This window comes from Streptomyces sp. A18 (assembly GCF_059026065.1).
Window position 1 is genome coordinate 38,185 of the sequence record NZ_JBWLKL010000025.1, and the last position, 11,668, is coordinate 49,852.

Below are 11,668 nucleotides of genomic sequence, written 5' to 3' on the forward strand. Positions count from 1 at the left end.
CGCCCGCTGCCCTGCGGGTCAGTTGTTCTTCCAGGCGCAACTGCCCAGCGTGGCCTTGCCCTTGGCGAGCAGCCGGTCGGCCTCGTCGGCGGGCAGCACGCGGGTGTTCTTGCCGCGGCAGATGACCGTACGGTCGCCGTGGCCCGCCAGGTCGACCAGGATCTGGTCCCAGTGGCGGTACTGCACGTCGTGCCCGGAGTCCGCGTACGTACGCACCTTCGCCTTGCCCGGCAGCGCGTCCTGCCAGGTCTTGAGGGTCTCCGGCGGCACCGTCGTGTCCTTCTTGCCGCCGTAGAGGTACACGGGGGCGTCGAGCTTCTTCAGGTCCGGGCCGGGACGGCCGCAGTACAGCTTCTGCTCGTGCACCTGGGGCGCGGGGTCCGCCTGCTGGCCGCGCTGGTTGTAGGTGCGCGCGCCTTCCTCGTACGCCGTGTCGGCGAAGCCCGGTATCGACTTCACGGGGCTGTCGTCCGGGAACGCCCACCACTTGCGGGGGTCCCGGATGGAGTCCTTCACCGTGTCGGCGAGCTCGTCGTCGGACATCGAGCAGTACGCGGGCTTCGTGCCGTAGGGCGGCAGGGCCGCGGCGAGGTGCAGGGCCGAGATCCGCTCGGGGGCGCGTCCGGCGAGCTCCGCCGCGTACGGACCGCCGCCGGAGATCGCGATCACGCTCACGTCGTCCACGCCGAGCTGGTCGAGGACCTCGAGGGTGTCAGCGGCGAAATCCGCCTTGCCGAGCTTCTCGTCGAACTCCGTGTCACCGAATCCATTGCGCTCGACGGAGATGAGGCGCAGGCCCAGGTCCTCGCGCGTCGAGCGGAAGAAGTCCGTCATGTGCGCGGCGCGGGCGCTCGTGCCGGTGCCGCCTATGAAGAGGACGGGCTTGCCGTCCTTGTTCCCGGTGTCGGAGTAGTGAGCCGTCCGGCCGTTCTTCAGCTTCGCCGCGTGCACCTCGGGGCCGAGCGAGTCGAAGGTGTCCTGGACCTTCGGCTCCGCGGACGGGCTGGCGCTGACCTCACCCGAGCCGTACACCGTCAGCGCACCGAGCAGAGTGAGCGTGGCGGCTCCGATGGCGATCACAGCGGTACGAGTGGGGCCGGGCAGGCTCACGGGTGACACAGGGTGACTCCAGGGGCAGGAGGAACTGACGCGAGCGCGCGCCTACCCAGCTACTTGCATCTGACACCCACGAGTTTTTCCGGGGGCCCGCAAGGGCCCTCAAGGGGCGCGGGGACCTGCGCGACCAGCCACGACGGGCGCGCAGATCCCCACACATGTGTCAACCCGAACTAGAACCCCGGCGGCTCGGTGTAAATCCCCCACTCGTCCCGCAGGGCCCCGCAGATCTCCCCGAGGGTCGCCTCGGCCCGCACCGCCTCCAGCATGGGCGGGATCATGTTCGCCCCGCCCCGCGCAGCGGCAAGCATGGCGTCGAGCGAGGCCCGGACCCGTGCGTCGTCCCGCGCCGAGCGGCGAGCCCCGAGGACCTTGACCTGCTCGCGCTCCACCTCGTGAGAGACCCGCAGGATCTCCAGGTCACCGGTGACGGACCCATGGTGGACATTGACGCCCACGACCCGCTTGTCGCCCTTCTCCAGGGACTGCTGGTACTGGAACGCCGACTCGGCGATCTCCCCGGTGAACCAGCCGTCCTCGATGCCGCGCAGGATGCCCGAGGTGATCGGCCCGATCGGGTGCTGCCCGTCCGGGTGGGCGCGGCGCCCCCGCTCCCTGATCTGCTCGAAGATCTTCTCGGCGTCGGCCTCGATACGGTCGGTGAGCTGCTCGACGTACCAGGAGCCGCCCAGCGGGTCCGCGACGTTGGCGACGCCCGTCTCCTCCATGAGCACCTGCTGCGTGCGCAGCGCGATCTCGGCGGCCTGCTCGCTCGGCAGCGCGAGTGTCTCGTCGAGGGCGTTCGTGTGCAGGGAGTTCGTGCCGCCGAGGACCGCGGAGAGGGCCTCGACAGCGGTACGTACGACGTTGTTGTAGGGCTGCTGGGCGGTGAGCGATACGCCCGCGGTCTGCGTGTGGAAGCGCAACCACTGGGCCTTGTCGGTCTTCGCGCCGTACACGTCCCGCATCCAGCGGGCCCAGATCCGGCGCGCGGCGCGGAACTTGGCGATCTCCTCGAAGAAGTCCAGGTGAGCGTCGAAGAAGAAGCTGAGTCCGGGCGCGAAGACGTCCACATCCATGCCGCGGCTCAGGCCCAGCTCGACGTACCCGAAGCCGTCCGCGAGGGTGTAGGCGAGCTCCTGCGCGGCCGTCGCTCCGGCCTCGCGGATGTGGTAGCCGGAGACAGACAGGGGCTTGTACGCGGGGATGTCGCGCGCGCAGTGCTCCATCAGGTCGCCGATCAGGCGCAGGTGCGGCTCGGGCTGGAAGAGCCACTCCTTCTGTGCGATGTACTCCTTGAAGATGTCCGTCTGGAGCGTGCCGTTCAGCAGGCCCGGGTCGATGCCCTGCCGCTCGGCCGCGACCAGGTACATGCAGAAGACGGGGACGGCGGGTCCGGAGATCGTCATCGACGTCGTGACGTCACCGAGCGGGATGTCCTTGAACAGGACCTCCATGTCGGCGGCCGAGTCGATGGCGACCCCACAATGGCCGACCTCGCCGAGGGACTGGGGCTCGTCGGAGTCCCGGCCCATCAGGGTCGGCATGTCGAAGGCGACGCTCAGACCGCCGCCGCCGTTGGCCAGGATCATCTTGTAGCGCTCGTTCGTCTGCTCGGCGTTGCCGAAGCCCGCGAACTGGCGGATGGTCCAGGTCCGGCCGCGGTAGCCGGTGGGGTGGAGTCCTCGGGTGAAGGGGTATTCGCCGGGCCATCCGATCCGCTCGAATCCCTCATAGGTGTCCCCGGGCCGCGGCCCGTAGACGGGCTCGACCGGGTCGCCGGAGAGCGTGGTGAAATCCGCGTCGCGCTTCTTCGCGGTGTCGTACCGGGCCTGCCAGCGACGGCGGCCCTCCTCGATGGCGTCAGCGTCCATACCCTCGAATTTACTAGGACGTCCTAGTAAATGTCGATGGCTGACCGCCACGGGTATGTCCGTGGCGGCACTTCGGCGGTGCGGTTACGCCTTCGCGGTGGCCGGGGAGCCGTCGACGATCAGCGGCTCGACCTCGCGGACGACCTTGCGCTCGACGAAGAACGCGGCCGTCGGGATCGTGCCGGAGACGAGCACCCACAGGAGCTTGCCGAACGGCCACTTCGCCTTGGAGCCAAGGTCGAAGGCGAAGATCAGGTAGATGATGTAGAGGACGCCGTGGACCTGGGAGACGACCAGCGTCAGGCCCTCACCCGTGTCGAAGCCGTACTTGAAAACCATGCAGGTGCACAGCACGAGCAACATGACGGCGGTGACATAGGCCATCACCCGGTAACGGGTCAGCACGCTTCGCTTCATGCCTACGAGCGTATCGGCCCGTTTTGCGCGATCTTCCGGCGGCCCCACCTCCGGTTCCGCCCGCCCGCCACGGCCCCGCTACTTCTCCTCGAAGTCCTCCGCCGCCACCCGCAAGGGCCGCAGCATCGCGAAGATCTCCGCGCACTCCTCGGTGTCGTACACCCCGAGCCCGAAGTCCATGGCCATCAGCTCGCGGGTGGCCGACTCGACGACCTCGCGGCCCTTCTCCGTGATGGAGGCGAGGGTGCCGCGCCCGTCGTTCGGGTTGGGGCGCTTGTCGACGAGGCCGGACTTGACCAGGCGGTCGACGGTGTTGGTGACGGACGTGGGGTGGACCATCAGACGCTCGCCGATCTTGGACATCGGCAACTCGCCCGCCTGCGAGAACGTGAGCAGGACCAGCGCCTCGTACCGCGCGAAGGTCAGTCCGTACGGCTTGACGACCGCGTCGACCTCGGCCAGCAGGATCTGGTGCGCCCGCATGATCGAGGTGATCGCGCCCATGGCCGGCACGGACCCCCAGCGCTGCTTCCAGAGTTCGTCGGCGCGGGCGATGGGATCGAAGGGAAGGCTGAGCGGCTTCGGCACGCCAAAGACCTTACCCGTCGGTCACATGGTGGTCAGCCCCGTCTCGCAATTCGGTCGCCTGTTCCCTTGAGTTGGCGGGTCCGCCGTCGGCCGTACGGTGCGTGGCGCGCACCTCTGCCGCAAGCGCGAGGCAGCAGACCGTGCCGAGCACGCCCGCCGCCGTGACGACGGTGCTCACCGCGGAGAACTCCGCCGCGAGCCCGGCCAGCGCCATCCCGACCCCCTGGATCGTCATGAGCCCCGCCGTGTGCACGGTCATGGCCCGCCCGCGCAGCTCCTGCGGCACGGCGTCGACGAACCACCGGTCGACCCCCAGCGTGTACGCGGATCCGGCACCGGCGAGCGCGAGGGCGAGCATCGCCCACAGGAGGCCCGGCGCGACGGCGTACACGGTGAGCGGTAGGAGCGTGAGTGAGGCGAGCGGCAGGGCGATGCGGGCCCGGGTGTGCGCGGAGAGCGCGGACCCGGCGTACAGCTCGGCCGAGATCGTGCCCACCGGCAGCGCGCACATCAGGAGTCCGACGCCCGCGACGCCGACGCCGATCTGGTCCGCGTACGGAGCGGCGAGCGCCTCCGGGGCGACCATGAACATCGGCGGCGCCCAGAGGAGGAGCAGCAGTGCCCTGATCCGCCGGTCGCCGAGCACCTGCCGCGCACCGCTGAGCGAGTACTTCACCAGCGCGGAACCGCCGCCCCCGCATGCGGGCCTGCGCTTGGTCCCGCACCGCAGGAGCAGCGCGGACGCGGCGAACGTGCCCACGGTGATGAGGAGCGCGCCGCGCGGGGGTACGACGGTGAGCAGGACCCCGCCGAGCCCGAACCCGACGAGCACGGAGCTCTGCGAGACGATCCGGAGCAGGGAGCGCCCGAGGACGAACAGGTCCCCGTCCCCGAGGATGTCGGTGAGGGTCGCCATCCGCGTGCCGTTGAACACCGGTGACACGGCGGCGATGGCGCACCGCAGCGCGAGCAGACCGAAGACGGGCGTCGCGGGCAGCGCCATGAGGGCGGCGCATCCGGCACAGACCACGTCGCACACCACGAGTACCCGCCGCGGCGGGTACCGGTCGGCGATCCCGGACAGCAGGGTCCCGCCCACGAGGTAGGGCAGCATCCCGAGCGCGAAGGTCAGGGCGCTGAGCAGCGGTGAGCCGGTGAGCCCGTACACGAGCACGGTGAGCGCGACCTCGCTGATGACGACGCCGAGCAGCGAGAAGGCGTGGGCGAGGAAGACGGCACGGAACTCGCGGATCCTGAAGAGGCGGAGGTAGCCGGTGGGATCGGGTGCGGTGGGGTTCTCTTCGGGCATGCCCGCACCCTGCACGCGCGCGTGCCCTCGCCCTAGAGTTTCGGTTCCAGGCGAATCCTGGCCGAATCAGGGGGTGAGTCGGTGCCGAACCGGTTGTACTTCGGGCCGGACGATCTCTTGCGGTGCCGGTTCGCCGTGTCGCCGCTGTGGGAGACGCAGGAGGCCGTGCGCACCCTGAAGCGGCCCGACCGGCACGGCTACCATCCGCAGTGGCTGCGGCGGATCCGCGGTGCGAGCGCCGGGCTCGAACTCGGGGCGCTGTGGCTCCTGATGCCGCAGCGGGGGTACAGCCCTGACTTCATCGGTCCCCCGCCCATCGGGCCCGCCGCCACCTTCGAGGAGGAGATCGCGGCCGTGCGCGCGGCCGAGCCCGAGGCCGCGCGGGCGGAGCTGGAGCGGGCGCTCGCCTGCACCGCCGGGGCGGCCGAGTCCCCGCAGGGGCGCGCGCTGCTCGCCGATCCGGCTCGCGCGGTGCGTGAGCTCGCCGATGCCATGGAGGCCGCCTGGCACACCCTCGTCGAGCCGGACTGGCCGCGGCTGCGCGCGCTCCTGGAGGCGGACGTCGCCTTCCATTCGCGGCGGCTCGCGGAGGTGGGCCTCGGCGCGCTGGTCGCCGAGCTCGACCCGAGGTTCGCCTGGGACGCGGAGACGCTGACCGTCGCGCGGGCGGCCGACCACGTGCGGCATCTGGCGGGGCAGGGCCTGGTCCTGATGCCCAGTGTCTTCGCCTGGCCCGATGTGGTCGGCGGCCACGACCCGCCCTGGCAGCCGACCCTGGTCTATCCCGCCCGCGGCCTCGCCGGGCTCTGGGCCGAGCCGAGCGACCGTATGTCCGAGGCGCTGGTACGGCTCCTGGGGCGGGGCAGGGCGAGCGTCCTCGCCGCGCTCACCGACCCCGCGACCACCTCGGCCCTGGCGCACCGCCTGGGGCTCGCCCCGTCGTCCGTCTCCGCGCACCTCGGGGCCCTGCGCGGCGCGGGGCTGCTGGTTTCGCGGCGGTACGGGCACCAGGTGCTGTACGAGCGCACTCCGCTCGGCATCGCGCTGGCGGGCGGCGGTATCTGACGGGGTCTCACCCGGTGTCGTAACCAAGGGTGATTGGACCGTTATGTAACGATTGCCCGGTCACCGTCGCCCAAGGGGGCTGGATGCACCGGCTGCTCCGCACGTTCACCGCACTCACGGCCCTCACGGCCTTCGGGCTCACGGCAGGGTGCTCCTCCGAATCCGGCTCCGGCACCAAGGCCACGGAGAGGACGGCTTCCGAGGCCGGTCCCTCCACCGAGGCCGCGAAGAAGGCCCCGGCGAGCACCTTCTGGGTCGACCCGCAGAGCGCCGCCGCCCGACAGGTCGAGGAGTGGGAGCAGGAGGGCCGCACGCAGGACGCCGCCGCGCTGAAGCGGATCTCCGAGCAGCCCATGGCCGTGTGGCCCGCCGGCGACGACCCCGTGCCGGACGTCAAGGCCGCCGTCGACGGCGCCAGGCAGGCCGACCGCACCGCCGTACTGGTCGCGTACAACATCCCGCACCGCGACTGCGGCAACCACTCCGCCGGCGGCGCGCACAGCTCGGACTTCTACCGGCAGTGGATCGACAAGTTCGCCGGCACCATCGGCGACACCCCGGCTGTCGTCATCCTGGAGCCCGACGCGATCCCGCACATCGTGGACGGCTGCACCCCCGCCGAGTACCACGCCGAGCGCTACCAGCTCCTGTCCGAGGCCATCCAGCGCTTCAAGCAGCAGCCCAAGGTGAAGGTCTACCTGGACGCGGGCAACCCGAGCTGGATCACCGAGGCAAGCAAGCTCGGCGAACCGCTCACACAGGCGGGCATCGCCCAGGCCGACGGCTTCTCGCTCAACGTGTCGAACTTCCAGAGCGACGCGACCATCAAGGCGTACGGCCGCAGCCTCTCGGGGATCGTCGGCGGCAAGCACTTCGTGATGGACACCAGCCGCAACGGCAAGGGCCCGCTCGCCGGAGACCGCGAGGACGCCTGGTGCAATCCGCCGGGGCGCGGTCTGGGCACCCCGCCCACGGACAAGACCGGTGACGCGCTGCTCGACGCGGTCCTGTGGATCAAGCGGCCCGGCGACTCGGACGGACCGTGCCGGGGCGGCCCGGCGGCGGGCCAGTGGTGGCCCGACTACGCGCTCGGTCTCGCACGCAACGCCAAGGCCGCCTGAGTGGACGTCACTGCTGCTTGACGTGGATCCACTTCGCCTCTGACGAGGCGCCGGAGTGGTCCGTCACGAACAGCATGTACCAGCCCGGCGGCACCAGCGCGGTGTCCTCCCTGGGTACGTCCACCGTCACTTCACCCTTGCCCTTGGTGAGTTCCAGCGCGATCGACCGCTGCTCGACGTCCGTCGTGTGCGTCACCGCGCTGGGACGCATCAAACGGGCCGACGCGATCTTCTCGGGACTCTTCGTGCGGAACGTCGCGCGGCCGTCCGCCGCCAGCTCCTCCGGGCCCTCGCCGAGGACCGGGCGGTTGCCGCCCGCCTTGTGCAGCGTGGGCGGCGTGAAGACCTCCATGCGCTGCTCGAAGTGGCCGAGCTTGGTGTTCTCCTGGTTGTCGAAGAGCGGGTCGGAGCCGAAGGTGACGACCCGTCCGTCGGGCAGGAGCAGCGCCTCGGAGTGGTAGTTGCGGCCCACCTTGGGGGATGCCGCCTCCTGGAAGCTGTTCGTCTTGGGGTCGTAGAACTGCGCCTTGAGGATGTTGCTGGCGCCACGGCCCCGGTAGTCCTTGGAGCCGTTGGACGTGAACACCGAGTCGTCCGGAAGGATCACGCTGTTCAAGTACCGCGTTCCCTGCGGGAGTTCGGGCCCGGTCTTGAAGGAGGGGTTCTTCTCCTTGAGGTCCACCACGGCCGTGCGGCGGGTCGCCTTGTCGGACTCGCCGACGCCTCCGCCGCCCAGGATCATCACCTTCTGGTCCTGCGCGGGGGGCAGCAGGACGGACGCGGACGTCTCGGTCTGGTCGAGGTCGACGAGGCCGGGGATCTTCTCGAACTTGTTCGTCCTCAGGTCCCAGAGACCGGGCTCACGGCCCTTGTCGGCGGGGCCGTAGCCCGCGTTGGACGCCGGGTAGAAGAGCTTGCCGCCCTTGGTGAGGAAGAGGGCCGGGTAGGTCGGGAAGTAGCGCTTGGGGCCGTCGGTCCACTTCTTCGTCTTCGGGTCGTAGATCTCGTTGTCGCCCGGGTCGATCATGCCCACGTCGTCGAGGCCGGAGACCGCGAGCACCTTGCCGTCGTCGAGACCGACGAGCGTCGGGTACCAGCGGGCCTTGTCCATCGGCTCCACGGGGATGTACTTCTCGGCCGTCGGGTCGAACTCGTACGCCGCCTTGATCCCCTGGAAGTCCTGCTTGTCCATGGTGATCTTCTCGGCGATCCCGTAGGCGTTGTCCGCCGCCTTGCCGGTGAGGCCCTCGATCTCGTACTGCGCGGACTTCTCGGTGACGAACTCCTCGCCCTCCTTGGCGGCCTCGACGAAGACGCGTGCCTCGCTCGCCTTGACCGTCGTCTTCCAGGGCTTCATCGCACCGGTCTTGGAGTACTTGATCTCGTAGTCCCGCTTGGCCTTGGGGACCTTCACGTCGAACATGCTCACGTACTCGACGCCCGACGGTGAGCGGAAACGGGTGCCCTTCTTGAGGACGATGGGCTTGTCGGGGTTCTCGTTCTTGACGCGCATGCCGCCGCCGGCCCGGTTGATCTCGCCGTCGAGGAGTTCGTAGCGCGCCGTTCCGCCGGCCACCAGGAGGCGGCCGTCGGGGAGTTGGGCGTGGCCCGAGCAGAAGAAGTCCTCGGGGGTCCTGACCTTCTTGAAGGTGTCCTTCTTCGGGTCCCAGAGGATCGTGTCGAACGAACCCGCGTCGAACTTCTTCTGCTCGTTCCCGGAGCCCGCGACGATCAGGACCTTGCCGGTGTGCAGGAGCGCGGCGTGGATGGCGTTGGTGCGGAACTCCTCGGGGATGCCGATCTGCTTCCAGGAGCCGTACTTCGCCTTGTAGCCGGGCTGCGCGATCTTGTACTCGTAGTACCTCTCCTCGGCGAAGGAGAGTGCCGCCGGTGCGTTGAGTCCGACGAGCAGCGCGCCCGCCCCGACTCCGAGGAGTGTCTTCTTCGTCCGCCGAGAGGGCCGGTATGCCATGGGTCAGTTCCCTCCAGTCGTCGTACCTGTGGCGAACGCCGGCTCCGGCTCGCCGTCCGCGCCCTTGGCGCCCAGACCTTCCGCGTCCTGCCTGCCGCGCCGCCGCGCCCGCTCGCGGGCCTCGCCGTGCGCCTTGCGCTCCCTGCGCTCCTTGAGCAGCGAGAAACTCCAGATCGTGGCGGGGGCGAGCGCGATGACCAGCGCAAGGACGGCCCAGGTGCGCATCGCCGCGTGGGTGTGGCCGAGCACGAAGGAGGCGACCAGTGAGCTGGCGAGGACCGCCGCCCAGAAGAGATGGATCCGGAAGGTGAGCACCCGGTCCGGGCTCGCGTCGCCGCCCTTGGGCGTGACGACGAAGCGGCTGGGGCGGCGCACGACGGCGGCGCCGAGCGACTTGGCGTAGATGGGCGCGGAGAGCGCCGACATCGCCATGCCCGCGAGGCCTCCGGAGCCTTCCGGTTCGTGCGGGGAGACGTTGTGCCTGCGGTTCCACAGGTACAGACCGACCTGGAGCGCCGCCGCGTCGCTGTAGAGCATCAGCCAGACCGATGCGGCGACCTGGGTGCCGGACGCGCCGAACCAGAGGAACAGGACGCAGCTGAGCACGCCGAGCACCCAGTTGACGGCCGTCATGGGGTAGTAGACGAGCATCATCGTGTACGAGAAGAGGCGGCCGGGCGGCATCGTGAACGGCGCCTTCCAGTACTGCTTGAACAGCGTCTCGTACGTCCCGCGCGACCAGCGCATCTGCTGGGTGAAGAAGTCCGTCCAGGAGGCGGGCCCTTCGCCGACGGCGAGCACGTCCGGGGTGTAGACCGACCGCCAGTGGCGCCCGCTGACGGGATTCTTGTGGCGGTGCAGCTCGAATCCGGTGGCCATGTCCTCGGTGATGGAGTCGTACAGGCCGCCGATCTGGCGGAGCGCCTGGATGCGTACGACGTTGTTGGTGCCGACGAACATGGGCGCGCGGTAGCGGTTGCCTGCGCGCTGGATCAGGGCGTGGAAGAGGAACTGCTGGGACTCGGCGGCCTTGGTGACGGGCGAGTCGTAGTTCCCGTAGACCTGGGGCCCGACGACGAACGCGACGTCCTCGTCCCGGAAGTACCCCATCATCCGCTCGAGGAAGTTGGGGAGCGGGACGTGGTCGGTGTCCACGGAGGCGAAGAAGTCGTAGTCGCCGCCGTGCATCGCGAGCCAGGCGTTGTAGTTGCCGTGCTTGGTGCGGGCCTTGTGGACACCCTTCTTGCGGTTCCACTCGGGGACGCCGTTGCGGGTGAAGTGGTGGACGCCGAGCTCGACGCAGAGCGCCTTGGCCTCGCCGTTGTCGCCCTCGTCCAAGAGCCAGACGTCCAGGGGGCCGGTGTGCTCGATCCGCATGGCCCCTTCGAGGGTGGCGCGGACCATGCTGAGGGGTTCCTTGCCCGGTACGTACGTCGTGAGGAACGCGACGCGGGTTCCGGGTGCGGGGGTGACCGGTATCGGGTCCCTCGCCACCATCGTCGCGTGAGCGATCGAGATGACGTTGATGAGCATGAAGAGCTCGATCAGGCCGATGGCCAGGAGCATCGTGACGTCGAGGCCGATGAGCCAGCGGTCGGCGCCCTCGCGTTCCGTCCAGTGGGTGGGCCAGACGAGGTAGACGAGGAGGAGTCCGGTGAGGATCGGTGCGAGCGTCATGAGGATGACGGCACGTATTCGGTGGGGCTCGCGGGAGAGAAGCTTGTTGTACTGCACCCGATAGCGGCCGCCTTCGCCGTGGCCGCGCCCTTGGCCGTCGCTGTGGCCGTGGCCCTCGCCGTGGCCGTGGCCGTGGCCGTCGCCGTCCGGCTCGGTGAGCGGTCCGGCGAGTGTGCTGTGGGTGTCGTAGTCGTAGCCCTCCGGCCGCACAGCGCCCTCCAGGTCCTGGGTGAACTGGCTATGGCAGGTTCAGGTGCGAACGAGCCGATACCCCGATACCCACACAAAAGTGGAGTTTTCTCGGCGTGTCGAACCGGGTGCGTCCGTGCGAGCGGTTTTACGGTGAGCGGTTTGGCTGGGGTTGCGGGGTGGGGGCGCGGCTGCTGGCGTCTGGCCGGGGGCCTGGAGCGGGGCGGTTCTGGTTCGTCTGTGGGGCGGGGCCGCGCCGGTATGTCCGTCCTCGCTATCGTCCGGTGACCGCGTCGCTACTTCGGCTCCGGAGCCTTCGGGAGCCGTGCTCCGGGCGGAC

Annotated in this window: 9 protein-coding genes; 2 read left to right on the top strand and 7 right to left on the bottom strand. The window is 69.7% G+C overall.

Translation table 11 applies throughout. The features are described 5' to 3' along the window. Positions 1 to 18: 18 nt before the first annotated feature. The 5 genes from AC5P1C_RS29920 to AC5P1C_RS29940 form a co-directional block, all read right to left on the bottom strand. A complete protein-coding gene (locus AC5P1C_RS29920; RefSeq protein ID WP_493869063.1) occupies positions 19 to 1,119 on the bottom strand; it encodes an alpha/beta fold hydrolase in 1,101 nt (366 codons plus the stop codon). Positions 1,120 to 1,289: 170 nt separating this feature from the next. Next, positions 1,290 to 2,990, bottom strand: coding sequence for a coenzyme B12-dependent isobutyryl-CoA mutase large subunit (gene icmA, locus AC5P1C_RS29925; RefSeq protein ID WP_493869064.1), 1,701 nt, complete (start codon positions 2,988 to 2,990; stop codon positions 1,290 to 1,292). A gap of 84 nt (positions 2,991 to 3,074) precedes the next feature. Next, the gene (locus AC5P1C_RS29930) at positions 3,075 to 3,407 is read right to left on the bottom strand and encodes a DUF3817 domain-containing protein (RefSeq protein WP_493869065.1); all 333 of its coding nucleotides are present in this window, start codon (positions 3,405 to 3,407) and stop codon (positions 3,075 to 3,077) included. A 78-nt stretch (positions 3,408 to 3,485) separates the two neighbouring features. Next, a complete protein-coding gene (locus AC5P1C_RS29935) occupies positions 3,486 to 3,995 on the bottom strand; it encodes a MarR family winged helix-turn-helix transcriptional regulator (RefSeq protein WP_493869066.1) in 510 nt (169 codons plus the stop codon). Positions 3,996 to 4,005: 10 nt separating this feature from the next. After that, positions 4,006 to 5,304, bottom strand: coding sequence for an MFS transporter (locus tag AC5P1C_RS29940; protein ID WP_493869067.1), 1,299 nt, complete (start codon positions 5,302 to 5,304; stop codon positions 4,006 to 4,008). Between the two features lie 81 nt (positions 5,305 to 5,385). Here AC5P1C_RS29940 and AC5P1C_RS29945 point away from each other — a divergent pair, with 81 nt between their 5' ends. Continuing rightward, positions 5,386 to 6,369, top strand: a complete 984-nt coding sequence (locus AC5P1C_RS29945; protein ID WP_493869068.1) for an ArsR/SmtB family transcription factor — start codon at positions 5,386 to 5,388, stop codon at positions 6,367 to 6,369. 83 nt (positions 6,370 to 6,452) lie between these two features. Continuing rightward, positions 6,453 to 7,490, top strand: a complete 1,038-nt coding sequence (locus AC5P1C_RS29950; RefSeq protein WP_493869069.1) for a glycoside hydrolase family 6 protein — start codon at positions 6,453 to 6,455, stop codon at positions 7,488 to 7,490. Positions 7,491 to 7,497: 7 nt separating this feature from the next. Here AC5P1C_RS29950 and glxA read toward each other — a convergent pair whose 3' ends face one another. Together glxA and AC5P1C_RS29960 are read right to left on the bottom strand one after the other, a co-directional pair. Further along, a complete protein-coding gene (gene glxA / locus AC5P1C_RS29955; RefSeq protein WP_493869070.1) occupies positions 7,498 to 9,462 on the bottom strand; it encodes a radical copper oxidase GlxA in 1,965 nt (654 codons plus the stop codon). Between the two features lie 3 nt (positions 9,463 to 9,465). After that, positions 9,466 to 11,349, bottom strand: coding sequence for a glycosyltransferase family 2 protein (locus tag AC5P1C_RS29960; protein WP_493869071.1), 1,884 nt, complete (start codon positions 11,347 to 11,349; stop codon positions 9,466 to 9,468). Between the last annotated feature and the right edge of the window lie 319 nt (positions 11,350 to 11,668).